The organism is Deltaproteobacteria bacterium HGW-Deltaproteobacteria-6 (genome assembly GCA_002840435.1).
Lineage (GTDB): Bacteria > Desulfobacterota > Syntrophia > Syntrophales > Smithellaceae > UBA8904.
In genome coordinates, this window is sequence record PHAT01000007.1 from 113,097 (window position 1) to 139,754 (window position 26,658).

At 51.9% G+C, this 26,658-nt stretch carries 27 protein-coding genes; 22 read left to right on the forward strand and 5 right to left on the reverse strand.

The features are described from left to right. Positions 1 to 3: 3 nt before the first annotated feature. Genes murD through CVU71_16065 form a run of 9 tightly spaced genes read left to right on the forward strand, consistent with a single transcriptional unit; the run spans position 4 to position 10,984 of the window. Complete coding sequence (murD, locus tag CVU71_16025) at positions 4 to 1,347, forward strand: UDP-N-acetylmuramoyl-L-alanine--D-glutamate ligase (GenBank protein ID PKN17571.1); 1,344 nt, start codon at positions 4 to 6, stop codon at positions 1,345 to 1,347. Further along, positions 1,348 to 2,457, forward strand: a complete 1,110-nt coding sequence (gene ftsW / locus CVU71_16030) for a putative lipid II flippase FtsW (GenBank protein ID PKN17572.1) — start codon at positions 1,348 to 1,350, stop codon at positions 2,455 to 2,457. Between the two features lie 47 nt (positions 2,458 to 2,504). Then, positions 2,505 to 3,599 (forward strand): undecaprenyldiphospho-muramoylpentapeptide beta-N-acetylglucosaminyltransferase, encoded by a 1,095-nt coding sequence (murG, locus tag CVU71_16035; GenBank protein ID PKN17573.1) that lies wholly within the window; start codon positions 2,505 to 2,507, stop codon positions 3,597 to 3,599. Positions 3,600 to 3,652: 53 nt separating this feature from the next. Continuing rightward, the gene (locus CVU71_16040) at positions 3,653 to 5,035 is read left to right on the forward strand and encodes a UDP-N-acetylmuramate--L-alanine ligase (GenBank protein PKN17603.1); all 1,383 of its coding nucleotides are present in this window, start codon (positions 3,653 to 3,655) and stop codon (positions 5,033 to 5,035) included. Next, the gene (locus CVU71_16045; GenBank protein ID PKN17574.1) at positions 5,035 to 5,961 is read left to right on the forward strand and encodes a UDP-N-acetylenolpyruvoylglucosamine reductase; all 927 of its coding nucleotides are present in this window, start codon (positions 5,035 to 5,037) and stop codon (positions 5,959 to 5,961) included. Before CVU71_16040 ends, CVU71_16045 begins: the two co-directional genes overlap by 1 nt. Before the next feature lie 8 nt (positions 5,962 to 5,969). Then, complete coding sequence (locus tag CVU71_16050) at positions 5,970 to 6,803, forward strand: hypothetical protein (GenBank protein PKN17575.1); 834 nt, start codon at positions 5,970 to 5,972, stop codon at positions 6,801 to 6,803. A gap of 28 nt (positions 6,804 to 6,831) precedes the next feature. Next, positions 6,832 to 8,058 (forward strand): cell division protein FtsA, encoded by a 1,227-nt coding sequence (gene ftsA / locus CVU71_16055; protein ID PKN17576.1) that lies wholly within the window; start codon positions 6,832 to 6,834, stop codon positions 8,056 to 8,058. A 17-nt stretch (positions 8,059 to 8,075) separates the two neighbouring features. After that, on the forward strand, positions 8,076 to 9,227 hold the full coding sequence (locus CVU71_16060) for a cell division protein FtsZ (protein ID PKN17577.1): 1,152 nt from the start codon (positions 8,076 to 8,078) through the stop codon (positions 9,225 to 9,227). Between the two features lie 50 nt (positions 9,228 to 9,277). Next, complete coding sequence (locus CVU71_16065) at positions 9,278 to 10,984, forward strand: radical SAM protein (protein ID PKN17578.1); 1,707 nt, start codon at positions 9,278 to 9,280, stop codon at positions 10,982 to 10,984. Positions 10,985 to 11,203: 219 nt separating this feature from the next. Here the strand turns inward: CVU71_16065 and CVU71_16070 are convergent, their stop codons facing one another. Beyond that, positions 11,204 to 12,454, reverse strand: a complete 1,251-nt coding sequence (locus CVU71_16070) for a hypothetical protein (protein PKN17579.1) — start codon at positions 12,452 to 12,454, stop codon at positions 11,204 to 11,206. Positions 12,455 to 12,475: 21 nt separating this feature from the next. After that, on the reverse strand, positions 12,476 to 12,856 hold the full coding sequence (locus tag CVU71_16075) for a hypothetical protein (GenBank protein PKN17580.1): 381 nt from the start codon (positions 12,854 to 12,856) through the stop codon (positions 12,476 to 12,478). Between the two features lie 296 nt (positions 12,857 to 13,152). Here CVU71_16075 and CVU71_16080 point away from each other — a divergent pair, with 296 nt between their 5' ends. The 3 genes from CVU71_16080 (at position 13,153) to CVU71_16090 (ending at position 15,509) form a co-directional block, all read left to right on the forward strand. Next, positions 13,153 to 13,773, forward strand: coding sequence for an RNA polymerase subunit sigma-24 (locus CVU71_16080; protein ID PKN17581.1), 621 nt, complete (start codon positions 13,153 to 13,155; stop codon positions 13,771 to 13,773). Beyond that, on the forward strand, positions 13,770 to 14,831 hold the full coding sequence (locus CVU71_16085) for a hypothetical protein (protein ID PKN17604.1): 1,062 nt from the start codon (positions 13,770 to 13,772) through the stop codon (positions 14,829 to 14,831). Before CVU71_16080 ends, CVU71_16085 begins: the two co-directional genes overlap by 4 nt. A gap of 237 nt (positions 14,832 to 15,068) precedes the next feature. Continuing rightward, complete coding sequence (locus CVU71_16090; GenBank protein PKN17582.1) at positions 15,069 to 15,509, forward strand: hypothetical protein; 441 nt, start codon at positions 15,069 to 15,071, stop codon at positions 15,507 to 15,509. 134 nt (positions 15,510 to 15,643) lie between these two features. Here CVU71_16090 and CVU71_16095 read toward each other — a convergent pair whose 3' ends face one another. Beyond that, entirely contained in the window at positions 15,644 to 16,576 is a 933-nt protein-coding gene (locus tag CVU71_16095) for a hypothetical protein (protein ID PKN17583.1), read from the reverse strand. 24 nt (positions 16,577 to 16,600) lie between these two features. On the opposite strand from CVU71_16095, the gene CVU71_16100 reads away from it, so the two are divergent. Further along, positions 16,601 to 16,816: a hypothetical protein gene (locus tag CVU71_16100; GenBank protein ID PKN17605.1), complete on the forward strand. Its 216-nt coding sequence runs from the start codon at positions 16,601 to 16,603 to the stop codon at positions 16,814 to 16,816. A gap of 372 nt (positions 16,817 to 17,188) precedes the next feature. Here the strand turns inward: CVU71_16100 and truA are convergent, their stop codons facing one another. Together truA and CVU71_16110 are read right to left on the reverse strand one after the other, a co-directional pair. After that, entirely contained in the window at positions 17,189 to 18,073 is an 885-nt protein-coding gene (gene truA / locus CVU71_16105; GenBank protein PKN17584.1) for a tRNA pseudouridine(38-40) synthase TruA, read from the reverse strand. Beyond that, complete coding sequence (locus CVU71_16110) at positions 18,064 to 19,416, reverse strand: hypothetical protein (GenBank protein ID PKN17585.1); 1,353 nt, start codon at positions 19,414 to 19,416, stop codon at positions 18,064 to 18,066. Before CVU71_16110 ends, truA begins: the two co-directional genes overlap by 10 nt. A gap of 218 nt (positions 19,417 to 19,634) precedes the next feature. On the opposite strand from CVU71_16110, the gene CVU71_16115 reads away from it, so the two are divergent. The 9 genes from CVU71_16115 to CVU71_16155 all read left to right on the forward strand — a co-directional run bounded on the left by CVU71_16115 (position 19,635) and on the right by CVU71_16155 (position 26,510). Beyond that, positions 19,635 to 20,120, forward strand: coding sequence for a hypothetical protein (locus CVU71_16115; protein ID PKN17586.1), 486 nt, complete (start codon positions 19,635 to 19,637; stop codon positions 20,118 to 20,120). Between the two features lie 17 nt (positions 20,121 to 20,137). Next, positions 20,138 to 20,686 (forward strand): arginine decarboxylase, pyruvoyl-dependent, encoded by a 549-nt coding sequence (locus CVU71_16120; GenBank protein ID PKN17587.1) that lies wholly within the window; start codon positions 20,138 to 20,140, stop codon positions 20,684 to 20,686. An 80-nt stretch (positions 20,687 to 20,766) separates the two neighbouring features. Next, the gene (locus tag CVU71_16125; GenBank protein PKN17588.1) at positions 20,767 to 21,282 is read left to right on the forward strand and encodes a chemotaxis protein CheW; all 516 of its coding nucleotides are present in this window, start codon (positions 20,767 to 20,769) and stop codon (positions 21,280 to 21,282) included. Between the two features lie 33 nt (positions 21,283 to 21,315). Beyond that, positions 21,316 to 22,200: an alpha/beta hydrolase gene (locus tag CVU71_16130; protein PKN17589.1), complete on the forward strand. Its 885-nt coding sequence runs from the start codon at positions 21,316 to 21,318 to the stop codon at positions 22,198 to 22,200. Positions 22,201 to 22,224: 24 nt separating this feature from the next. Next, the gene (locus tag CVU71_16135; protein PKN17590.1) at positions 22,225 to 22,992 is read left to right on the forward strand and encodes a chromosome partitioning protein ParA; all 768 of its coding nucleotides are present in this window, start codon (positions 22,225 to 22,227) and stop codon (positions 22,990 to 22,992) included. Positions 22,993 to 23,112: 120 nt separating this feature from the next. After that, positions 23,113 to 24,477 carry a peptidase C14 gene (locus CVU71_16140; protein PKN17591.1) on the forward strand — a complete coding sequence of 455 codons (1,365 nt, stop codon included), beginning with the start codon at positions 23,113 to 23,115 and terminating at the stop codon, positions 24,475 to 24,477. A 10-nt stretch (positions 24,478 to 24,487) separates the two neighbouring features. Next, positions 24,488 to 25,306 (forward strand): hypothetical protein, encoded by an 819-nt coding sequence (locus CVU71_16145; protein PKN17592.1) that lies wholly within the window; start codon positions 24,488 to 24,490, stop codon positions 25,304 to 25,306. Positions 25,307 to 25,319: 13 nt separating this feature from the next. Beyond that, positions 25,320 to 25,739, forward strand: a complete 420-nt coding sequence (locus CVU71_16150) for a hypothetical protein (protein ID PKN17593.1) — start codon at positions 25,320 to 25,322, stop codon at positions 25,737 to 25,739. A 15-nt stretch (positions 25,740 to 25,754) separates the two neighbouring features. Continuing rightward, positions 25,755 to 26,510, forward strand: coding sequence for a 3-oxoacyl-ACP reductase FabG (locus tag CVU71_16155; protein ID PKN17594.1), 756 nt, complete (start codon positions 25,755 to 25,757; stop codon positions 26,508 to 26,510). Positions 26,511 to 26,658: the final 148 nt, after the last annotated feature.

Sequence of the window (26,658 nt, forward strand, 5' to 3'; positions counted from 1 at the left end):
AGTATGGACCTTTCAGAAAAGAAAATAGCCGTTATCGGCATGGGTAAAACAGGCATTGCCGTAGCAGGGTTTCTGGGCGGCAGGCAGGCGACGGTTGTGGCCGTCGATGAAAAACCGCAGGGTCAATGGGGAGAGGCGTTTGAACAGCTGGCTTCCGAACCGTGGCTGACCGTCGGCAGTTATGATGCGTCGGCGCTGGACGGCGTCGATCTGGTTGTGCCGTCGCCGGGAATTCCTCCCTACCATGACATTTTAACAGCCGCGCAAAAAAAGAAGATTCCGATCGTCAGTGAAATCGAGCTGGCTTATCGTTTTATCAAAACACCGATCATTGCCGTCACCGGCACCAACGGCAAAACCACTACCACCACATTGCTGGGAAAAATTCTGGCGCATGCCGGAAAGAAAGTATTTGTCGGCGGGAATATCGGCAATCCTTTAATTGAATATGCCGGAACCCCGCAGAGCGATGATTTTATTGTCGCCGAAATCAGCAGCTTCCAGCTTCAATGGACCGGGACATTCCGTCCACATGCCGCCATACTGCTCAATATCACCTGCGATCATGTCAATTACCACGGATCATTCGAAGCATACCGGCGCGTCAAAGCCGGCATATTTGAACATCAGAAGGGGAATGATCTGGCGATTCTCAACGCTGACGATGAAGCACAACAAGGGCTGGCTTCGTCGATCCACGCGCAGGTCATTGCTTTCAGTTCAAAACGAAAGCTGGATGCGGGAATATTTTTACAGGATGATTTTATCATTGACCGCCGGCCGGACGGCTCCTGCGAGCGCTATCCTTTGGGGATGATTGCGCTTCCCGGTTTGCACAACGCGGAAAATGTCATGGCGGCGGTGGCGGCCGCCCGTTTCTGCGGCTGCTCTCAGCAGAGCATTATCGAAGCCGTATCGGGGTTTCACGGTTTGCCGCATCGCATCGAATTTGCCGGTGAAAAGCATGCGGTTAAATATTACGATGATTCCAAGGGCACCAATGTGGATGCCGTTGTCCGCGCGCTTCAGACTTTCGACACGCCGGTTATTTTACTGCTGGGGGGGCGGGACAAGGATGGAAATTTTGAAGCGCTGCAGCCCCTGCTGCAATCAAAAACAAGACAGGTCATCCTGTTTGGCGAGGCGCGCGACCTAATTTCCCCACAGCTGGGCAAGCAGGTGCCGATCAGCAAGGAGCCGACGCTTGAAGCGGCTGTGCAGCGCGCCCGCCGTGACGCCCGGCCCGGGGACATCGTGCTGTTGTCACCGGGATGCGCAAGCTTTGATGAGTTTGCCAATTACAAGGAGCGAGGAAAATTTTTTAAGGAAATGGTCGGGAATCTTTAAATGGAAGCAGCTCAGAAAAAAGAAACCAATACGCCGGATATCATTTTGCTGCTCGTCACCTTAATTCTGGTGACGGTGGGCACGGCGATGATTTATTCATCCAGTTCCATTCTGGCCATGGAAAAATTCAAAGACGGGCAATTTTTTCTCAAGAAACATTTGTTTTTTGTTTTTACCGGTTTGATCCTGATGATTGTCATGACCAAGATTCCTTATGAGCAATTAAAGAAGGTGGCTTATCCCGGCGTGATTGTCTCCGTTGTTCTACTGCTGCTGCTTTTCATCCCGCATGTCGGGATCAGAAGAGGCGGCGCGACCCGCTGGCTCAATATGGGCGTGTTTTCGTTTCAGGTGACCGAACTGGTCAAAGTGGCCATGGTGATTTTTCTGGCGCATCTGCTGACCCGCAAGGTGCATCATCTCAAAAAATTCAGCCGGGGTGTGCTGATTCCCCTGTCGGTGACGGCTGTCATCATGGGGCTGATTATTCTCCAGCCTGATTTCGGCACCGTCGTCATTATCGCATCGATACTGCTTCTGATGCTGTCTCTGGCCGGTTCCCGGATCACCCATCTGATGTTTCTGGGCGCGGCCTTTATCCCCATAGGCGTCTGGCTGATCATGCACAAAGGCTACCGGATGGCACGTCTGACGGCATTTCTGGATCCCTGGAAAGACGCGGACAATACCGGCTTCCAGCTCATCCAGTCGCTGATTTCCTTCGGATCGGGCGGGGTGACGGGGACGGGCATCGGTGACGGCATGCAGAAATTGTTTTATCTGCCGGAGCCGCACACGGATTTTATTCTGGCGGTCATCGCGGAAGAAAGCGGTTTTATCGGCGTGGCGATTGTGATCGTCATGTTTATTTTCTTCCTGCTGCGCGGCTTCATGATCGCTTTTCGCGCGCCGGATCTTTTCGGGACGCTGCTCGCCGCCGGCCTGACCATGCTGATTGCCATGCAGGCGTTTATTAATATTGCGGGTGTGATGGGGTTGATCCCGTTAAAAGGGCTGGCGCTGCCTTTTTTAAGTTATGGCGGCACGTCGTTTGTGGTCAGCATGCTGGTGGTGGGGATTTTGCTGAATATTTCCACGCAGCGGACCTGAAGGCAAAGGAGTGAGTCCATGCGCGGAAATTTTATGAAAGCAGGGAGATACCGGTGCGGATAGCCATTGCGGGAGGAGGAACGGGAGGCCATTTATTTCCAGGCATTGCCATCGCGGAGGAGTTTTTAAAACGCGATCCGCAAAGCCCGGTGATTTTTATCGGCACGAAAAGAGGCATCGAGCACAGGCTGCTGGGGCCGCTGGGTTACGAGCTGAAAGAAATTGATGTGGAAGGCTTAAAGGGAAGGGGTATAAAGGCTTTGATCAAAGGCGTGTATGCGATACCGAACAGCATGTTGCAGTCCCGGCGGATTCTCGCGGATTTCCGGCCGGACGTTGTAATCGGTGTCGGCGGGTACGCTTCCGGCCCCGCGGTGCTGACGGCTTATCTGATGGGCATTCCCACCGCCATTGCCGAACAAAACGCCCTGGCGGGAAATACCAACCGCATTTTGGGGAAGGTTGTCCGCAAAGTATTTGTGACCTATGAACAAAGTAAAAACCTGTTTGCGGCCCGGAAAGTCACCGTGACGGGCAATCCGGTCCGGGCGGCCATTGCCGCGGGTCTTACTCAGATAAAAGAAAAAAAAGCCGGCCGCCGGATTCTGATTTTCGGCGGATCACAGGGTGCGGCGACCATCAATAGAACAGTGGTGGCCATGCTGCCGCTCTTGCAGAAGATAAAAGATCAAGTCAGCATTGTCCATCAGACAGGCGACCGTGATCTGGCGGAGGCTGCGCAGGCTTATGAACAATACGGCATCGAGGCCCGGGTCAGCCCGTTTATTGTGGATATGGTGTCCGCCTATCAGGCCGCCGATCTGATTATCTGCCGCGCGGGAGCGACATCTCTGGCGGAGATTACGGTGGCGGGAAAAGCCTCCATTCTGATTCCTTTTCCCTTTGCGGCCGATGATCATCAGACGCTGAACGCGAAGGCGATGGTCGAAGCCGGCGCCGCGGCCATGATTCGGGAAAGCGACCTGACCGCTGAAAAACTATATTCGGTTGTAGAAAACCTGCTGGGAGACGATCAAAAATTACGGGATATGGAAGCAAAATCAAAAAAGCTGGGCAGGCCCGATGCAGCGGCAAGAATTGTCGATGCCTGCCTGCAATTGGCATCGACATATAAGCACTAAAGCAGAAAACGAGGGAAAAAGTTAAAATGGGAAAAGATCGAGAAACCGGATTCATGCAGCGCAAAGTCAAGCGCATCCATTTTGTCGGCATCGGCGGCATCGGGATGAGCGGCATCGCCGAAGTACTGTTGAATCTTGGTTACGGCATCAGCGGTTCGGACGCTCAGGTCAATGATACGACGCTGCGGCTGGAGCGGCTGGGCGCCTGTGTCGCCCACGGGCACGCGGCGGAGAATATCGGCAATGCGGATGTGGTGGTGACCTCCACCGCGGTGAAGACGGACAATCCGGAAGTGGTGGAAGCGCATCGCAAAAATATTCCGGTGATTCCCCGGGCGGAAATGCTGGCGGAACTTTTGAAAATGAAATTTTCCGTGGCCGTTTCCGGCAGCCACGGAAAAACGACGACGACCTCCATGATATCGACCATTCTGGCCGAGGGCGGACTGGATCCGACAATGGTGATCGGCGGCAAGCTGGCCTCGATCGGGTCCAATGCCCGTTTGGGCGACGGCGACATTATCGTGGCGGAAGCGGATGAGAGCGACGGATCATTTTTGAAGTTGTCGCCGACCATCGCCGTCGTGACCAATATCGACCGCGAACATCTGGATTATTATCCCGACATCGAAGAAATCAAGGCGGCCTTTTTAAAATTCGCCAACATTGTCCCCTTTTATGGCTGCACCGTGATGTGCAATGACAACGAACATGTGCGCGAGATTGCGGGCGCCATTAAGAGGCGGGTGATTACATACGGTATTGAACATCCGGCGGATTATTGTGCAAGCGACATCCGGTTTACGGAATCGAAAACGTTGTACCGGCTGTCTTACCGGGGGGAAAACCTGGGAGACACCGAACTTGTCGTGCCCGGTCTGTTCAATGTCTATAATTCAATGGCGGCAACCGCTGTGGGACGTGAGCTGGGACTGGACATGGACACTATCCGGAAAGGGCTGCTCGCATTTTCCGGCGTGCAGCGGCGTCTGGAGGTCAAAGGACAGGCCGGCGGGATCACGGTGGTGGATGATTACGGACATCACCCGACGGAAATTATGGCGACACTGGCTGCCGCCCGTCAAATGTGGAAGGGCCGGCTGATCGTGGTATTCCAGCCGCACCGCTTTACGCGCACGCGGGCGCTTTTTGATGAATTTACCCGATCGTTCAGCGATGCGGATGTTCTGGTGCTCAACGATATTTATCCGGCCTCGGAAGCGCCGATACCCGGCATTAACTCCGCGGCCCTCTGGGCGGCCATTAAGGAGGCCGGACATCCGCGCGTGGAATACATCGGTCAGACACAGCCCACGCTGGACTTTCTGCGCACCATTGCGCGGCCGGGCGATACGGTGATTACGCTGGGTGCGGGCAGTGTCTATAAAATCGGCGAGGCGTTTCTGGGCGAGTTGAAGAAGGGGACGACAAAGTAATGACAGGTCATCCGGCCATTTTGAATGCGCTAAACGGCATGAATGCCGGGAAAATCTGGTATGACGAGCCGATGTCTCATCATGCCTCGCTGAAACTCGGCGGCAGGGCTGACGCGCTGGTGATGACCGAAAACGAAGATCAACTCGGGGAAGTTGTACGAAGGCTGAGGGGAAAGAATATTCCGTTTTTGCCGGTCGGGAATCTGACCAATATTCTCGTGCGCGACGGCGGATATCGCGGCGTTATGTTATGGATGCGCGGCCTCGATCAACTGTCCTGCATTCTCCTGGCGGATGACCGATACGGCATCGACGCGCAGGCGGGGGTATCGCTGGCCAAGGTTGTCGCGCTGGCCGCCGCGGAGGAATTGACCGGCCTGGAGTTTTGTGCGGGAATTCCCGGCAGTGTCGGCGGCGCCGTCTGGATGAACGCCGGCGCTTACGGCACGGAAATCAAGGATGTGGTGTCTGAGGTGACGGTGCTGGACGGCGAAGGGAAAAAGAAAAACCTGCAGCGCGACGAGATCGCGTTTGCTTACCGCCAATCCAATCTGCCCGCCGATGCCATCATCTGCGGGGCGCGCTTTATCCTGTCCAAAGGGAATGGCGCGCAAATCAAAGGACGGATGGCTGAAATTATGAAATTACGCCAGGAAAAGCATCCCTTGCAATATCCCAACGCCGGATCGGTTTTTAAAAACCTGCCGGGGCTTCCCGCCGGGAAGCTGATTGAGGAAATGGGATTGAAAGGGTTGAGGCACGGCGACGCGCAGGTCTCGAATCAGCATGCCAACTTTATTGTGAACAAAGGCCGGGCCACAGCCTCTGATGTGCTTGCGCTGATCGGGCTTATCCGGGAAAGGGCCGGAAAAGAAAAAGGCATTGAACTGGAAACGGAAATTGTTATTGTCGGAGAAAATTTGTGAAAGGAAAGATGAAAGTCAATCTGGAAGCCAGAAAGAACAGGCTGCGCAGGCGTCTGATCGGCGCGATGGGTGACTCTTTAAGCGCCTTGTGTCTGCTTTTGACTGCGATGGTGCTGAGCGCGGCGTTTATCTATACATACAGCTCGTTTTTAAGCGCGCCGTATTTTGAAATCAGGGAGATTTCCGTGCGGGGATTGAAGGAACTGACGGAAAAAGATATTCTGACGATGGCGAAAATTCAACCCCGTTCCAACATTCTGGCCGTGAACACGGATACGGTGGTGAAAAGGGTGTCGGCCAATCCGTGGATTAAAAATATTTACGTCGGCCGGGAACTGCCGAACCGTCTGGTGCTGGATATCCGCGAACGGACGCCGATTGCACTGGTGAAGCAGGCCGGGAATTTTTATCTGATGGATGTGGATGGATTTGTTTTTAAGAAATTAAGCAAAACCGATGAAGTGGATCTGGTCATCGTGAACGGCGTCAACATTCAGAATAAAACACGATCCCCCCTGTTGACCGACGCACTGAAATTGCTGGAAATGCTGTCCACCAACGATCAGTATGCATTTCTGGGAACGGTTTCCGAGGTTCAGGTTCATGATGTTTTCGGATTGTCCCTGCTGACGGACAAGGGACTGCATCTGAAACTGGGCCGGGATAATTTTGCGGGGAAGTTGCGTCAGCTTAACATAGTTCTTGCGGATCTCGAAAAACGGGGCACCAAAAACGGTCATTTGTTCGTTGATCTGGCGGATATTTCCAAAGTAACCGTTCAACGCAAAGACGCGCTGGAAAAAGCGCAGGAGCAGAAAAAAGGTCCGCAGTATAGAATATAATTGACGGCTATTTCAGAAGGGTGAAACTATGGCGAAAAAGAGTAATGTTCTGGTGGGAATCGATATTGGAACCACGAAGACAGCGGCGATTGTCGGCGAGGTGACGGCAACCGGGATCGATATCATCGGCGTGGGTATTTCTCCGGCTAAAGAGATGAGAAAAGGCGGCGTGGTCAATATCGACAGCGCCGTCGAGGCGATCAAAAAGGCCGTGGAGGATGCCGAGCACATGTCCGGCTGCCGTATCAATTCCGCCTATGTCGGTATCGCCGGCAGCCATATTAAAGGGCAGAACTCGCTGGGGATTGTGGCCATCAAAGGCCGGGAAGTCGGCGAAGACGATCTGCAGCGGGCGATTGAAGCGTCCAAGGCCATTGCCATTCCCGTGGATCGCGAAATTCTGCACACACTGCCCCAGAACTATGTGGTGGACGGCCAGGACGGCATCCGTGATCCCGTGGGGATGTCGGGTGTCCGTCTGGAGGCGAAAGTGCACATTGTAACGGGCGCGGCTGCTTCCATTCAGAATGTGGTGAAATCCGTCAACCGCGTCGGTCTGGATATTGATGATATTGTTCTGGAGCAACTCGCGGCCTCCGAGGCCGTTCTCAGTAATGACGAAAAAGATCTGGGTGTCGCCCTGATCGACATTGGAGGATCAACCACCGGCATTGCCATCTTCGCGGAGGGCAGCATCAAACACACCGCCACGCTGCCGGTGGGCGGCAACTTTCTGACTTCGGACATCGCCACCGGGCTTCGGACGCCTTTTGCCGAGGCGGAAAAAATAAAACTGCATTACGGCTGCGCCATGACATCGATGATTCCGAAGGAAGATACCATTGAAGTTCCCAGCGTCGGAGGCCGGGAAGCCAGAATGGTGTCGCGCCAGATTCTGGGCAGAATTGTGGAACCCCGCATGGATGAAATTCTTAATATGGCGCTCAAGGAAATTGTCCGTTCCGGTTATGAAGATCTGCTGGCGGCGGGGCTTGTATTGACCGGCGGCACGTCGCTTTTGCCGGGAATCAGTGAAATGGCGGAGCAGATTTTTGATATGCCGGTGCGCTGCGGCTGTCCCGCGGGCGTCGGCGGTTTGAGCGATGTTGCCAATTCACCGGCCTTTGCGGTGGGTGTTGGCTTGATTATATACGGCAGTAAAAATACGTCGGGTGATTCCGTCTATCGAAAGACGGGCAACGTCTTTAGCGAATTATTCAAAACAATTAAAAAATGGTTTTTAGATTTTTTCTAAACTAAGAGGGGGTGTGCATGTTTGAACTAACGGAAGTATGCATCGAAAATTCAGCAAGAATTAAAGTAGTCGGTGCGGGCGGAGGCGGCGGCAACGCCGTCAATACGATGATTTCCTATACGCTCCGGGGGGTTGATTTTATCATCGCCAATACGGACGCTCAGGCGCTGGCGGCGTCTGCCGCGCCCGTTAAAATCCAGATCGGAGCGGAAGTCACCAAGGGGCTGGGGGCCGGTTCCAATCCGGACATCGGCAAACAATCAGCCATGGAATCCCGCGATGAAATCCGCAGGCATCTGGAAGGCGCGGACATGATTTTTATCACGGCGGGCCTGGGCGGAGGCACCGGGACCGGCGCGGCGCCGGTGATTGCGGAGGTGGCCCGCGAATGCGGCGCGCTGACCGTGGCCGTGGTGACCAAACCGTTTCAGTTTGAAGGCAAGAGAAGAAATGTCCAGGCCGAAGAAGGCATCATCGCGCTGCGCGATGTGGTGGATACCCTGATTGTAGTTCCCAATCAGCGGCTGCTCAGCCTGGGCGGTCGGGGGCTCTCGCTTCTGGATGCTTTCAAGAAAGCGGATGATATTCTCTATCAGGCCGTCAAAGGCATCTCCGATCTGATTATTGTTCCGGGGCTGATCAATCTTGATTTCGCCGATGTGAAAAACATTATGAGCAATATGGGCATGGCGCTGATGGGCACCGGAACCGCCACCGGTGAGAACCGCGCCATTGAAGCCGCGCAGCGGGCGATCTCCTCGCCGCTTCTGGAGGACAACACGATTCAGGGCGCGCAGGGCATCCTGCTCAGCATTACCGGCGGGCCGGATATGAGCCTGTATGAAGTCAACGAAGCCTCATCGCTGATTCAGTCCGAAGCGCATGAAGATGCCAATATTATTTTCGGCACGGTCATTGATGAAAACATGACGGATGAAATCCGGATCACCGTGATTGCAACCGGTTTTGAAGACGCCATGAAGAAAAAACAGACGTCCTCCAATGTGATGCATCTGGGCGGCTTCCGGAAAGAAGATTTATCGACGCCCGCTTTTTTGCGCAAGGAAAAATCCCGCGATCAGGGCAATGTGCTGACGGTGGGTATGGGCGATGAAAGTGAAAACGTTGATATTGATATTCCCACGTTTTTGCGCCGTCAGGCGGACTAACAGGTTATTCGTGGCTGTCCGGCCGGGCGCAAAAGGGCTGAGGCCATGAGATGTCCATGAACTGGAAACAGAAAAAAAAACACGAAGCCCTTTTGGCCCGTGAACAGGGTTTTGTAAAAAAAGTCTGGGGAACCTGCCATACGGTATGCCTGGCCTATCCGAATGTTTACCGGATCGGCATGGCCAACCTCGGGTTCCAGACGGTTTATAAAATATTTAATGAGACCCCTTCCTTTCTTTGTGAAAGAGTGTTTCTGCCCGTGTCCGGTGACGACGCTGAATTCGTCACCGGCGCGGCGGAAACAGTTAGTCTGGAAAACCGCAAACCGGTCCGCGATTTTGATATCCTGGCTTTTTCCGTCTCCTTTGAAAATGATTACCCGTCCATCCTGAAAATGATGGATTTGAGCGGCATTCCGCTCAAGGCGAAAGACCGCGTAAGTCAGCATCCGCTGGTGATCGGCGGCGGCATCGCGCTCACGCTGAACCCCGAGCCGCTGGCTGATTTTTTTGATATATTTATTCTGGGCGAAGCAGAAGATGTTCTGCCTCGGTTCGCGCGGGTGTATGCGGATGCCATAAGCCGCGGGCTTGACCGCCACGCCCTGCTCACCTTGCTGCAAAAACAAATACCCGGCATTTATGTTCCTTCGCTCTACGCGGTGCGTTATTTCTCCGACGGGAAAATTCAGGATATGACGCCGCTTGCAGAAGGCTTACCCGCGAGAATTAAGATTTCTCCCGTTAAAAATATTGATGCTTTCTGCACAACTGAAGTGGTCAGCAGCATGGATTCGGAAATGGCGGATATGTTTCTGGTCGAGGTTAATCGGGGCTGTCCGCACCTCTGCCGGTTTTGCGCGGCAGGCTTTGTTTACGCGCCGCCGCGTTTCCGCGGCTATGAAGAAATTATTTCGGCTATTGACTGCGGTTTAATGGTGAAAAAGAAAATAGGCCTGGTCGGCACGGCGGTTTCCGATCATCCCGATCTGGTGAAGATCTGTCAATACATTGTCGATCACGATGCCGTGACCGGCATTGGGTCTCTGCGTCTGGACCGGATGGATGAAAAGATCGTGGACGTTCTTAAGGCGGGCGGCATTGAAACGGTCGCGCTTGCGCCGGAAGCGGGAAGCCAGCGGCTGCGAGATCTGCTGCGTAAAGGGATCACCGTGGACGATATTTTAAACGCCGCCCGGCTGCTGATTGAAAAGGAAATATCCAATCTGCGTTTGTACTTTATGGTAGGCCTGCCGACAGAAGAAGATGAAGATATTGACGCCATCATTGACCTTGCCAAAAAAATTCAGCACACGGCGCTTTGCCACACGGAAGGGAAACGGAAATTCCGGCGCATTACGCTCAGCATCAATCAGTTCATTCCCAAACCCCGGACACCGCTGCAATGGTGCGGCCTTGCGGATGTTCGGGACGTCGGCAAAAAAATAAAAAAGATCACGCAGGCGTTTCGTCAGGACAAGCAGATCCATGTCATTGCCGACGTGCCCAAGTGGAACTACGTGCAGGCGCTCCTGTCCCTGGGCGACCGGCGTGTCGGCGATATTTTGCTGAAGGTACACCAACTGAATGGCAACTGGATGAAGGCGCTGAAAGCGATAAACATCAACCCCGACTTCTATGTCTACCGGCAGAAAGATTTAGATGAATTTCTTCCCTGGGATATGATCGAAGTCGGCGTGCCGAAAAAAGCACTGATCAAAGAATATCAAAAAGCATTGGAAAAGTCTGATCTGTAAGCACAACCACCTGAAGGTGGCCTGAGTGGCAAAGGCACAAAGGCACAAAGAAAACATAGTCGGACTGACATTACAATATTTTATCGTCATTCCGGCGAAGGCCGGAATCCAGTGAATCTATAGGGAATCACAATTGCAGTGCATTCTGAGCGATGGCATGGCCCGGTTCAACTGCAACCTTACAATGACATCTGTCGATGCATGGGGATGAGGTATTTATCACTCCACGAGTTTTCTGAAATCAGCATCATTCCAGAGGGACTGAAGGTTTTTGTCCGTTTTTGCATTTCGTTTAAGGGTGCTGTTCAGCCGTATGGCTTTCTTAAGCGCTGCCAAGGCTTTTCCCTTTTCACCAGCCAGAGCGTAAAATACGGCTGCATTCCAGTTCATCCAGGAGTTGTTGGGCGCAAGGTTAAGGCTCCGGTCCAGATCTTCCCGTGCCTGCCGATGGTTGCCCAAAGCGTTGTGCGCCCACACACGGCTGGAATATGCAAAATAATTTCCTGGTTCCAACTGCGATGCCTTGTTTAAATCCGCAAGAGCCTGATGGTAGTTGCCTATACCCAGATAAGCCCGGGCCCGGCCGATGTAGGCCCAGGAATTATTTGCGTCCAGCGTGATCGCCTGATCTTCATCCAGAAGCGCCCGCTGGTAATCGCCGATGGAATTGTATGACATGCCCCGGTTGACGTAAATATAGGGGTTGCGGGGATCAATGTCCGCGGCTTTGTCATACACCTTCAGGGCCTGGTAATAATCCCCGACGGTATTCATCGCCCATCCCCTGTTGATATGCGCCCAGACACTGGCGGGGTTGATTTCTGCCGCCTTGTTAAACGCATTCAATGCTTCCGTATACTTTTCTTCATTCATCAAGGCAACGCCTTTATCCAGCCATTCTTTGGATTTCAATTCATCAATGGCTTTTGAATATTCGTTCTGTTTGCCGTCGGAATTCGGTTTGGCGGTATGCGCGCTCTGCAATTCTTTTATTTTTTCTAATGCTTCGTTCACCTTACGGTTTGTTTCTTCCAGTTCCTGATTCTTCTGGCTATTGTTTCTCAGTTCGGCCAGAAGTCTGGTCACGTTCTGCGGGTCAACTGAAGCCCTGACCTTGAGATAATAGGTTTTTCCGTCCCACTTTTCCGCGAGAATTTCGGTATGAATAATACCGGCGCTCAGGATGCTGATTTTATCCTTTGTCAACTGAAAATTCTTTACCTCTGTTTCAGAAATCAGAAAGGTGCCGACTTCCTCCAGAAGAAGTCTTTTGACCTGCTCGAGGGCAATTGTGCGGCTCGATATTTTGCTGTCAAAATCACTGGCCTGATAGGTGTATTCTTTGATGAATGTTTTCATTTCAGCGTGTGCCGGGAAATAACATCCGAGAATGAGCAGTGACGCTAAAATGAATTTTACGGATTTCATCTTTATCCCCAATGAAAAGTATGCATTCGGCTCGACGTGCATCGATAAAACGGCGCTTGTTTCTTATTTTTGGTTGTATATGCTGTTCGCGACGTCGCACACTTCGATTTTCCAATTCGAATTACCGGTTATCGAGTAGAACCATCTCCGCATCAGGTAGCGCCCGGTGGAGGGATTCGACTTGCATACTGATCCTTCGAGCATGTAGGGTGGATTATCTCCCGAATCGAACGTATAGCTGCCGCCGCGGGCAAGGAAAACCGGGGCGGTCTTCTGGTAGGCGCCGTTCTTATCCGTGTACCACAGGGCGATTTCATAGTCGCAGCCGACGTTCATATCGACATTTTCCACATAGACTTTGGCTGCTCCCGCCTCGCGGGCGCTGGAAATGAAAAACAATGACAGTAGCACGCACATGATAATTGATGCAGCGATTCTCTTCATAGTTACCTCCGTTCCTGATTGATAAAAACCTGCTTTTTAATGACATATTAATAGGGAAGAGCATTCTGTCTGTCAAGTGAATCTTCCGGTTTGAATGGCGTGGATTGCGAATGGAAAGTCAGCTTTTTTGTTCATCTTGATGTTTGATTGCCGGGGAAAAAATAGTGAAGATAATGTTGAAATAATGTTTATTGCTAAGTTCAATTGCTTAAAAAGATCATGAATGTGCCTTCATGTTGTGGTAAATATCCTTTCCAGGAAACAGTAATATCCGGGGAACAAAAAGGTTGTGATGGATGTCTAAGACCATAGAGGACAAAAAAATGCCGGTTACCGATGACGATCTGGAATATGTGACGGCATGCCAAAAGGGCGATACGGAGGCTTTTTCCGTGCTGGTTGGAAGGCATTCGAAGAAAATGCTGAACATCGCTTACCGGATGCTGGGCGATTATGACGAGGCCTGTGATGTCACGCAGGAGGCTTTTCTGGCTGCTTTCCGGGCCATCGGCAAGTTTAAAGAAGAAGCAAGGTTTTCCACGTGGCTGTACCGGATAGTGGTTAATTACACGAAGAACAGACTCAAACAGCGTCAGAGCCTGTCGCGGCATGACGGTCCTTCGCAAGATGAAACAGCGGATGGTCCGGGCAATTGCGCGGTTTGTCTTGCCGCGGCAAGCGGAGGCCACCCCGGCGAGCTGCTGGAGCGCCGCGAGCTTGAGGCCCAGGTGCAGAAATGCATCTCCGCGCTTGCGGAAGATTATCGGGAAGTGCTGGTGATGCGCGATATTCAGGGATTCTCCTATGAAGAGATTCAGGATGTTTTGCGGATTCCCGACGGGACCGTGAAATCCCGGCTGTCGCGCGCTCGGATGGCGATGAAAGATTGCCTTAAAAAAATCATGGGTGATTTATGAAAAAATGTCAGGACATCGAAAATCTTCTACCTCTTTACCCGGAGGGCGTTTTATCCGATGCGGAAAAGCGCGCCGTAGAAGAACATCTGGCCGGTTGTACAGAGTGCCGGAAGGAACTGGCCTGTCTGCAAAAAGCAGGTCAGATGGTGGACAACCTTCCTGCCGTGGAAGAACCGCCCTGGTTTCAACAAAAAATCATGGCGCGCGTGCGCGAAGAAGCCGATAAAAAAAGCTTTGCGCGGAAATGGTTTTATCCGCTCAGGATTAAAATTCCCGTGCAGATCATGGCAACGATTGTTATTGCGGTGCTGGCCGTTTACCTTTACCGGGCAGGCGACGAACAGGTGAAACAAATTTTGCCGGGTGCTCCGATGCCCGCTGTGGAAATGCAAAAAGAACAGCCACCGGCGCAGATGCCGCAGGCTGAAGATGCGGCTGCAACCGTTTCCCGAAAAAGGGTTGTTGCGCGGGAAGATAAAAAACAGGATCAGCAGGCGGTCGGGGGGACCGCCGCAAGAGGCGCCGCGCAAAAGACAGAGGCGGCAGAGAGCGCAGCCGGGGCCGCTCGCGAAACCAGTGATTACAAAACAAAAGGGTTGGCGGAAAGCAAAGATGAAGGTTACCCGGCGCTTCAGGCGAAACAGAATGGGATGGATACCGTCAAAGCACGGATGGCGGATCAGGAGAAAAAAACGGATGATCGTGTTTTGCCTGATGCAGCAAAAAAGAAGGAATCTTATAAAATGGCCGCGCCTGCCATGCCCCGGCCGATGGCGTCATCCGCAGCCCTTTCGCCGCGGGCCAGAGTTGTCTTGCGGGTTGGCAATCCGGATGTCGCGGCGTTGGACGTCGAGAAACTCATGGCTCAATATGATGCCCGAAATATCTCAAAGCAGCCGTCGGATGACGGTATCAGTATCCGGGCTGAAATATCCGGCAGGCATTGGAAAGATGTTCTCGCAAAATTAAAAGCAATGGGGCAGGTGCGGGAAATGACACCGCCCGCCGATCCCGGCGACCGGATCATCGGTGTGACAATAGATATATCGGGACGATAAGCCGTTGTAGAATGAGTTTAACCAATGTTCGGCGCGTCAATCCCGATTCTGATCAAGACCTGTCATCGATTTTGCCGGAGACAAAACGGGCCAGGCTCTGTGCCTGATATTTTATTTGACAAATAAAACCATTCTTTTTATAGTTTCGCCGTCCGGCAATCATCCGCATATTTGAAACAGCAATTCAGAGAATCAGAGCATCTCGTCTGCGGGCAAAAATATTGAAAGGAGAAAGCAATGAAAGAAAAGCTGATTTTAATCGGAGTCTTGATCACGTTAATGGTTTGTGCGGGATTGTCTTTGGCAGCCGAAAAAGGGAAGGCGGCCAAACAGAAAGTCGTTCCGGGAACAATACTCTATGTGTGCAATTGCGGCGCCGATTGCCAGTGCGATACGGCATCCACGAAGCCCGGGAATTGTAAGTGCGGGAAAAAACTTTTGCCGATGCACGTCCTCAAAATAGAGGGCGATGAAGCGATTTTGTGTACATGCGGCAAAAAATGCGCGTGCAAGTTCAACGCGGCAGACCCCTCTAAATGCGGTTGCGGTCAACCGGTCAAGAAAGTAAGTTTGAAGGGGTTGTATGCCTGTCGCTGCGGCGAAGGCTGTGTCTGTAATACGATTTCGGACAAGCCCGGAAAATGCAAATGCGGCAATGAATTGAAAAAAGTAGGGTAATCGGAATCACGTCGCTTTGAATTCCGCTGCGCGGTCATTACACCGATCGGAAAAAAAGAAGAACCCGCTGGATTATTTCCAGGCGGGTTTTTTTCTGATCTGCGACGACTTGACATTGCTGCCCGATGTGTTGCTCACGCTGCCGGTTTTCGATTGAAGAAACGCCGGGTAAAGCGCGAAAAACGCCGGGACAGAGGCAGGGAAGCGTTGATCGTTTCCAGCGCGCCGCGGGCGGCATTCTCGCCGATTCCGACAAGGTCCTTGGACCGGCTGAAATCCGTCCAGTGAAGATCTCCGACGGCCGGGCGGATAACAACATCAGCATTTTGAAGCTCGGCTGCTTCCAGGGCGTTGGCTGTAATTTCGCCGGCCCGGTATAAAACATCTTTAGCCGTTTCGATGCCGGCGCCTGCCGGCAGATCCCGGTCCACCATGACGGCGATGACGACGTCCGCTCCGGCGGTGCGCGCCGCATGAACGGGGACAAGGCTGGTTACGCCGCCATCGGCCAGAAGCCATTCGCCCAGACGGATGGGCTCACACGCTCCGGGAACAGAGCTGCTGGCCAGCACCGCCTGCCTGAGCGGGCCTTCGTCTAAAACAATTTGTTTGCCGGTAATCAGATCCGTAGATACGGCGCGAAAGAGAATGCGCGTGTCACGGATATCGATATCAGGCAGCAGGTGATTGATGAGTGCCTGGAAATCTTCAGCGGGAAGGATGGAAGGCTTGAATAACGCACGAACCAGATAATACTGATTTCTGGCAAAGATTTGGGCTTTCTGTAAAAAACTTTTCGGTCCCGGTGAAAACGACATACCGATGGACTTGATGGCTGATTCCTCAAATTCAGCGCTCGTGAGGTAGGCATCCACTTTTGCCGTGATCTCCCGGGGTGTCATCCCGACCGCATAGGCGCCTCCGATCAACGCACCCGCGCTGGTGCCCACAATCAGGTCGACGGCAATACCTTCCTGTTCCAGAACGTTGAGAACGCCGATATGAGCCAGGCCGCGGACACCGCCGCCGCCCAGGGCAAGACCAACTTTTTTCCCGGTCCATCTCATGGCATGTTATTCTCCGTTGCCCTGATGAATATTACAATCTTTTTATCAATGCCGCTTCCGTATGTCAATGGGGGAGCGTCGGCATTTAATGATGCAGATTTGACGAGATTAAAGATAACGGGCTCGCTTGATGGTTGTAACCTGAGCGGTGCAAACCTGGTCAGGGCAAACCTGAGCGGCGCCACATGGACAGATGGTTTGAAATGCAAAGCGGTGTCCACCGGCAGATGCAATAAATAAAAATATCTGTGTCCGCTATTTTGCCTCCGTATCTCCGATCAGTAACATCTGTTGATGCAACTGCTGAAACGCCATGCTGAGGGCCACGGCTGCAGCGGGCAGGCTTCAGACGTTGACGGGTAGGTATTTTTGCACAATTGCAACGTGGGGCATGGTGAAAATAAATCAAAGTTAGGCAGGCATCTGGGGAATTCCTGCAGTAAGGGTTGCTGAATGGAACAGGAGATCGACACAATCCCCAACTGATTCCCGCTTGCGTCCTTGCATCTGAATGTAGCATCACTGCATTGAGCCATCGCCGGACTCCAACTGAAAACGGCTACAATAACAATAAACAAGTACAACAATAATTTTTTCATATCCTTTTCTCCTTTACAATAAGCAAATGGGCGGCTGGATGTCCGCAAGTTTGTCGCCCTCATATAAAACTTTTTCCAGAAAAAGACCGGAAGGCGGCGCGGTAAAACGGGCGGGAGCATCGGAAAAGGTTTGGAGCATCTGCTCCAGTTCCCTGGTTGTGACATTGCCGCGTCCGGCTTCAACGGTCATGCCCACGATGCGCCGCACCATTTTCCACAGAAAATGAGAGCCGGCCACGCGCAGGGCGATGAGATTGCCGAATTCCTTGAGCGCTACGGATTCGATATCCACCTGCGTCGATGTGTCCTTGTCCATTCTCTTGTCGGCGAAAGAGGAAAAATCATGAAATCCCTGAAAAACGTCAAGGGCCTGCCGCATCTTGCCGATATGAAGTTTGTCTTTGACCCACCAGACGTATTTCTTGCCGAAGGCGGTGCGCCTCGCGGCAATCAGATACAGATAGCTGCGGCTGACGGCTGAGTGGCGGGCATGAAAGCGCGGGTGGGCGTTTTCTAAAGATAAAAGATTGATGCCGGCCGGGAGAAGATCGTTCATCCCGATCCGCAGGGTTTCGCAATTGAGTTTGCGGGCGCATTCCAGATGGGCCACCTGTCCCAGCGCGTGCACACCGGCATCGGTGCGCCCCGCCCCCTGAATGTCCAGCCAATGGGCATCCGGTGGCTTGTCCGCCGGATGCCGGTCCCGCGCATGGGAGCGCGCCTCTTCCTTGCCGCGGTATGCTTTTGACGGCGCATGGGTAACAGACGGAATGTTCAGAAATTTCTGGGCGGCATCGATCAGCGTGCCCTGAATGCTTTTCGCGTTTTTCTGAGCCTGCCAGCCGCTGTAGTTGGTGCCGTCGTATTCCAGAACAATTTTATATTTATTCACTTGGATGGTTTCTCCGGGGTGACGGGCGACAGGATATTCATGGCGGAAATATTGTCGAGCAAAGAGCCTGACGCCGAATCAATATCTCTTAGTTCCTGTCCCGGTTGCAGGGTTGTAATCACCGCCTGTCCGATGATTTTCCGCCCCTCGCGGCCGGCCAGATCTTTTGTCCGGATACCCCAGATATTATGAAAAATAAGCGCCCGGCCGTCTTTGGCGCCGATATATAGCATCACATGACCTTTGCGCCACAGCAGGCTCAGATAAGGGACTCCTTTGGCCAGGATGATTTTTTCCTTTTCTTCAGACGGGAGACCCTGCAAATTGATAGTGGCGCCGGCTTCCTTTACCTGGTCTTCCGAATGCCGGGGCAGCCAGATGCCGAAAACGGCAAAGAAATCGCGGGTCATGGAAGAACAATCGCGGTTGCCGTAAAGTCCTCCCCAGCCATAAGGTTCGCCGATCATTTCATTGGCTATCTTTGCCGCGTTTACCAAATTGAAGCGCAACGGCTTTGCCGCCGCCGCTTCGGCCGGGATAAAACCGCGCCGAATCACCGCCCGCCGTTTTTGATCAGCCACGGCGACGGACACCTGTATTTTGTCTGCCGCCGCCGCCGCCTGCGGAAAAATATGTCCTACCGACGCCCGTACGAGGAATCCACCGTTTTCATCCAGAACGGATGTCTGATCGCGGAGGATCACCGCATAGCGTCCCGATTCCCAGTCTTTGACAAATTCGTCGTCCACGGAAGCGAAATCTTCAACCGGAATCCAGCCATAAGTAAAAGAAGTTTCCACCAGCGCCCAGGATTTGTCGGCACTGAGATGACAGATAAAAACCGGCGTGTTGGCGGGTGCGGAAGATCGCTGCAAATTATCGAACGGCCATGCGGAGCCGTCGCCGTCCGGGGTGTTAAAGTGAGGCGAATTGGTGGGCAGTTCCCTCAGGCTTGTGTTTCGGGTTGTTATGCCGCGGGACAGCGCGTTTGGGAAGTTTTTAAGCGATGCGTTGTTTTGAAGTTTTTTCAGCCAGGACGGGGAATGGCGTTTTTTGTTTTCACCATAGCCGGGTTTGTGGGCATATTTTTTGAAATCCTTCTGGACTCTGTCCGGCAGGGCATGGAAAGGGCTGTTCTGGTGCCATACGGAAAAGTAGATGATGTTGTAATCTTCGTCCATCCGGGCCTGACTTGCGTGAGGCAGCGGCTCTTCGCTTCCGGTGATATCGGTGAAATATGAGGCATGATCCTGCCGCAATTCCCGGACGTCCCGAATGGTGTCCGGTACGGCAACACAACCTGATAAAATAAAAAATAAAATGACGGCCAGACGACCAATTTTTTTCATAAAGATTTCCTTATTTAGATTCTCACTCTATATAAACTTTTTTTATGCTTGAGGCAAGATAAACGGTTTATGAAAGACATCATCATTTTCTTTTGCATTATTAGTGATTTCGTGTAAATTATGGCACGAAGTCTTGGCATTTAATAAATTTGTAGTATAAGAAAAGGAAGACTGCTATAAACAACTAAACATTCCACATTCATGAAAGGAGCTGGACGATGGTCCCCATTACCAAGCTTAAGGAATTTGCGTTTTTTAAGGGATTTAGTGATGTGCAACTGAAAAAACTAGCCGCTCTGGCCAAAGAGGAAACTTATCAGGCCGGAACGCAGCTTTATGCCAACGGCGACAAGGCTCGCAGCCTTTACCTGATTCAGGGAGGGAAAGTGGCCCTTTTTATGGATAATTATATGGGGCCGGGTAAACCGCCGATGCAGGTGACGGTCGATATGATTACCAGGGGAGAAACCATGGGCTGGTCGGCTGTGGTTGAACCGTTTATCTATACCCTGAGCGCCCGCTGCCTCGAGGATGCAAAGCTGATTGCCATCGATTCCCTTAAGCTGCGGGGACTGATGAAAAAAGACAACGCCCTGGGGTTCAAAATCATGCAGTCCACCGCCAAGGTGATTTCAACGCGTTTGACCCATACCCGGATCATTCTGGTTGGTGAGCGTGGTTTGTCCACACTGACCGAGTATTAATTTAAAAGGAGATAACCATGCACGATTTTGTTCCCAAAAAGATATTTTTCACCAAAGGAGTAGGCACGCACAAGGATGAGTTGCACTCCTTTGAGCGTGCCTTACGCAATGCCGGTATCGAGAAATGTAATCTGGTTCAGGTATCCAGCATCTTTCCGCCCCGCTGTAAAATGATTCCCAAATCGCAGGGACTCAAGCATCTTGTCCCCGGCGCCATTACGTATTGCGTGATGAGCCGGTGCTGCAGCAATGAACCCAAACGGCTTCTGGCCGCGTCGGTCGGTTGCGCGATTCCCGCGGATAAGACATCCTACGGCTATATCAGTGAACATCACGCCTTTGGCCTTACCGAAAAACAAACCGGCGATCATGCCGAAGATCTGGCCGCGGCGATGCTCGCGTCCACTCTGGGTATTGATTTTAATGTGGATGAAAGCTGGGATGAGAAAAAAGAAATTTTCAAGATCAGCGGTAAGATCGTCCGGACGCTGAATGTCACCCAGTCAAAAATATGCATGGATAATAATTATACGACTGTAGTTGCCGCCGCTGTTTTCGTTTTTTAACGGGTAGCCGGCCAGGACGGCAACCGTCTTTATGTTTATAAAATAAACGGTAAAGAAGTTGTTTGAGAAGGAGGGAAGGAATGGCTGAACAGACAAAAATTATGGATCAGGCAGTTCACGCAATGACGGATAAAGAAGGCAAATATCTGACTTTCAATCTCGCAGGAGAAGAATACGGCATCGGTATCCTGAAGGTGAAGGAAATTATCGGAATCATGCCGATTACCATTGTTCCGCAGACGCCTAAATACATCAAGGGCGTTATCAATCTGCGAGGCAAAGTGATTCCCGTGATTGATCTCCGGCTGAAATTTTCGATAGCCGCCGCTGAATTTACGGAAAGAACCTGCATTATCGTGGTCGAGATCGCGGCCGCAGGCCGGACGATTTTGATGGGCATTGTGGTGGATTCCGTATCGGAAGTGCTCAATATCAAAGGCGCGGATATCGAAGCGACGCCCTCTTTCGGCACCAAACTCAATACCGAATACATTCTGGGTATGGCCAAAGCAGCCGGGTCCATTAAAATCCTGCTGGATATCGATAGAATCCTGTCCATTGAAGAGTTGCAGGCTGCAGACAACGTTGCTTCCTGAGCAGGCGAACCCGGTGTGACGCACACCGGTGTTATGCGAAGCAGATATTGTTCGATTATGAAAAAGGAAATCCCTGAGTTAAAGACGCAAGACGTAGGCGGCGCCGGGTTACCCTATCTTTATTACGAGGGCGGCCCCCGTCCGATTCTTTTTGCGCATGCCACCGGCTTTCTGCCGTGGCTCTGGCACCCGGTTATTGAAGAATTTATTCCCGACTATTCAGCCTGGGCGCCTTACATTTGCGATTATCGTTCGTGTAATCCGCACGAAGGAGGGCTAAGCTGGAATGTGATCGCCGAGGATCTTGCCGTTTTTTGCCGCGCCCAGAAAATTGAAAAACCCATACTGGTCGGGCATTCGATGGGGGCAACGGTGTTGACGATTGCCGCCGCCGCGTATGGCCTCATCCCCCGTGGCATGGTTCTTATCGAGCCGATTTTTCTCCCCGATGAATTTTATAAAATGACCCCCAGCGTCGAAGATCATCCCCTGGCTTCCAAATCAATTAAAAGACTCAACCACTGGCAAAGCGAAGATGAAGCGATGTCGTATTTGAAATCACGATCACTTTTTTCAGATTGGGATGAAGGCGTCCTGCAGTTATACAGGCAGTACGGTATGGAAAAACTGCCGGAGGGGGACATGCAGCTTGCCTGCACACCGGAAAGTGAGGCCGCCATGTTTATGGGTGGCTGGAGCAGGGACCCCTGGCCGCTTCTTTCCAGGATCGAATGTCCCGTACTGGTTCTGGAGGGCACTAAAAGTCCCAACGTCGGCCTGGTGGATATACAAAGAGCCGTTTCGCTTTTGCCGCAGGGGCAATACGGATCGGTCGTCGGGGCCGGTCATTTGATCCCCATGCAAAGACCGGCGGAAATTGCCGGGATCGTTAAAGACTTCATCGCGAATCTTGTCTGAAAATAATAGCGGGGAGATTTGATCATGCCGAATCCTGACATCATTGCTTTTTGTAACCAGAAAGGAGGCGTCGGCAAGACGACTTCCGCGCTCAATGTTGCCGTCGGGCTGACCTTGCTTAAGAAAAAAGTTCTGGTGATCGATTTTGATCCGCAGGCGCATCTGACTTATTCTCTGGGCCTGAACGCCCATGATTTGAAGGGCACGATGTATTCGGTCATGAAAGGGACAACGCCTTTTGCCGACGCGATCATGGATATCAAAGGCATGAAAGTATTACCCGCTAATCTCGATCTGGCGTTAATGGAGACGGAAACAACCGCGCTCCACGGAAAGGAAACGATTCTGAAAAACAGGTTGTCGGCGGTTTCCGATGTTCAATACGTTATCATTGACTGCCCGCCGGCATCGGGGCTGCTGACCATCAACGCGCTGGTTGCCTGCCGGGAAGTCTATATTCCGCTGCAGATGGAGTTTCTGGCGCTGAAAGGTATGAGCCGGCTTTTAACGCTGATCGAGGAAGTCAAAAAGAAATTCAATAAAAACGAGCCTGCCTATCAGATCATCCCCACGCGCTACGACGCGCGAAAAAGGCTCAATAACGCCATCATGGATAAGGTTCGCGAACGGTTCGGCGCGCGGGTCTTCAATGCCGTCATCCGCGAAAACATTGCAGTGGCCGAAGCGCCCAGTTTCGGCCAATCCATTTTTGAATACGCTCCCAAAAGCCACGGCGCCGAGGACTATCTTGCCTTGTGTAAGGAAATCATCCGCAAAAAGCCGGCCGGTTAAGATTTTTGCTGCCCGTGCTTCAGCAATTCATTAACGAACAGACGCCCGGTTGATTGGCGCAAAGAAGAAACACAGACGACAAAATCAAGTATGCTGACTATTAAACTAAGGGAAACAATCATGGAAAAGTTATTTCGTGCTTGTTCCGGAATCTCACATGTTTTTTGTGGCATCATATTTCTTGGTATTTTTATTTTTGCCGGAATCCAGGCTGGAGAAGCCGCCCGGCCCGCGGATGTGACGCAGGCAAATCAAAAAGAGCGCGGCACAGACAATAATCGATATAATATTCAGGCGCTGGATTTAACGCAGGCGGACCGGAAAGAGGTAACCGTAAGAGTAGCGGCCGCCGACGCCGAATGGAAAAATTCCGGGGTGTTGGTCAGGAAAGGAATAAAATATAAAATTTCCGCCAGCGGCAATTGGTCTCTGGGTCCGATCTGCGGGGTTACCGGTCCGGATGGCGTCGGAAACTCCGCCATTTGCGGCGGGGTGATTGTAAAGGGAAGCGGTTCGCTGCTCGTCGGTAAAATCGGGGAAGAGGGCGACCCGTTTGCCATCGGCAGCGGCATTCAGTTGACGGCCGAGGAAGATGGTGTTCTTTTCTTCAACGTTAATGGCGGACTGAAGGTATTCTGCAGCGGTCAGGTCAAAGTGACGACGGCGGTGCTCAGTCCGCCGCCTGAACCGGTGGTGGCACATTCGCGTAAATCAGATATCGACGAACTGCCCGCAATTAAAACCAAACCCAATAAAAATGCCTATGCCATTGTCATCGGCATCGAACAATATCGTCAAAAGCTGCCCAGGGCCGATTTTGCGGTAAGTGATGCAAAGCTGATGAGTGAGTACCTGATCAAGGTTATGGGCTACCCGGAAGAAAATGTTGTAGTGCTCGTCAACGATCATGCCGCCCTGGGCGATTTTGTGAAATATTTTGAAAAATGGCTGCCGAACAATGTGGAAAAGGGCGGCACTGTTTTGGTTTACTATTCCGGACACGGCGCGCCTTCTCCCAAAACGGGAGATGCTTACCTTGTTCCTTATGACGGCGACCCGTCCTTTATAGCCGAGACGGGGTACTCATTACAAAGAATGTATGAAGCTCTGGGAAAACTTCCGGCCAAAGAAATTGTTGTTGCTCTGGATTCCTGCTTCTCGGGAGCAGGCGGCCGGTCGGTCATTGCCAGGGGCATGCGGCCCCTGGTCATGAATCTTCAGGGCGGTCTGCCTCTTTCCCGAAACATAACCGTTTTGTCCGCCTCGGCAGGCGATCAAATCAGTGCCACGTACGATGAAAAAGGGCACGGTCTCTTTACTTACTTCCTGCTTAAGGGCATCAGGAATGAGGATGTTGTAAGGCCGGATGGTTCCATCAAAATGGATGACCTGTTTGGTTACATCAAACCCCAGGTGGAGCGCATTGCCCGGAAACAATACAACAACGAACAGACACCGCAGTTGATGGGTGCAAAAAAGAATTAAGGAACCGGCAATGAAAAGAATTCTCACATTATGTTTTGTATTATTCCTTATTCCTTTTGTCAGCCTCGCGGCGGAAAAACCGGTCTGGGTTACTGCGGAAGGAGAAGCGCTGCAGGGAGAGCTGGATACATTAAAAGAAATCAAGGCCAGAGCCAGACGGGACGCCCAGAACAAGGCCGTGGAAATGGCGGTGGGAACGTTCATTAAATCGCACACGCTGGTCTCCAACAGCCAGGTGGCTGAGGATCTGATTTATGCCGCCGTGCGGGGGAAAATTACCAAAGAAAAAACAATTACCGCTGATTGGGACGCTCAAAACCGGCATCTGTACAAAATCACAATCAAAGCTCTGGTCGAACCGGTTTATCCCGAAAAGGGCGGCGGCCTCTTTGCTAAGCTCCATCTTTCCAAAACCGACCTTAAAGAAGGCGATGAGGTAAAAATCTTCTATTCCGTCAGTGAAGATGCTTACGTCTATATCTTCTCCATTGCCGCCGATGGTTCCGTAACGCTGCTTTTGCCCAACGCGAATATGCCTGACAATCATACCCGGGCGGGCAGGGCATATCAGTTCCCTCCGGCAGACAACCGCATTCAGTTAAAGGCCATGTTTTTGCCTGATTACAAGGGCGCTTTTGCCGAGGAGAGAATAAAGATCGTTGCAACACGAAAAAAAGAACCGCTGCTTCCTTTAGGTTTCAAAGAAGGCGTTTTTCATGTATATGATGAAAAGTCGACTGGAATGATCGGCGACCTTATCCGCAGATTGAACCAGATGGACCTGGCGGACTGGGCGGAAGCGGCGGCGGTTTATCGGCTTAAAAAATAGATGGGAGACGACCATGAAAAAAATTTGGATTGTATTGATGGTATGGTTTATGGTGGTATCGGCTGGCAGTGCTATGGCCCAGTTCAAGGACGGTTCCTGGGAAATGACAACTCAGATGGAAATGAAGGGAATGCCGCATCAGATGCCGCCCGCCACTTTCCGTCAGTGCATCACGAAAAGCGATCCGGTTGTGAAAAACCAGGAAAAAGGCTATGACTGCAAAACAACCAGCCTGAAGGTCAGCGGCGGTACGGTGGCGTATTCAGTGGAGTGCAAGGGCAAAGACGGCACAATGGTTTCCACAGGCACGAACACTTACACGGGCAGTACCATGAGCGGCACGGCAACCATCAGCTTAAAAATGAAAGGCCAGCCCGGAATGCAGATGACCAGCAGGATGAAAGGGAAATACATCGGACCTTGTCCGAAATGAATTAATTAGAAGGAGATGAAAATGAGACTAAAAGACAAAGTAGCAATTATTACGGGATCAGGACGCGGCATTGGCGAAGGAATCGTCATGAGATTCGCTGAAGAAGGTGCGAAAATTGTTGTGAATGATGTTAACGAAGCGGACGCGAAAAACGTCGTGGATCAGGTGAAAGCCAAGGGTGGCCAAGCCGTTTACGTGCTGGGCAGCGTGTCCGAACGGGCTGTCATGCAGTCGATCGTAGATACGGCCGTGAAGGAATTCGGCACGCTCGATATTATCGTTAACAACGCCGGCATTACCCGCGACGTCATTCTTCACAAGATGACCGACGCTCAGTGGGATGCCGTTATCGCCGTCAATCTGACGGGTACGTTCCTTGGTATCCAGTGCGCGGCGCGTGTCATGCGGGAGAAGGGCTACGGCAAAATCATCAACATCTCATCGACCAGCGCGCTGGGCAACGCAGGGCAGCTCAACTACTCCGCTTCCAAGGCGGGTGTGATCGGCATGACCAAAACCGCGGCCAAAGAACTGGGCGCAAAAGGCGTGAACGTCAACGCCATTGCTCCGGGTATGATCTGGACCGACATGATGAAAAACATGCCGCCGGAAACCATCAAACAGATGGACGCGATGCTGCCGTTTATTGTGCCGATGAATCGCAAAGGGTCGCCGCTGGATATCGCCAATCTGGCGCTGTTTTTGGCCTCCGATGAAAGTTCGTTCATTACCGGACAGGTTATATTCTGTGACGGCGGAATGAAAATATAAAGAAGGCTATCAGGCTGTAGACTATAGGCTGAAGGTTATAAAGAATGGTGCTTTGCGCCATCAATGAAAAGAAGGGGACGGTTCGTGACGCTCACGAACCGTCCCCTTGGTATTTTTACAAGTATTTTTCTTCCAGCAGTTGGAGCAC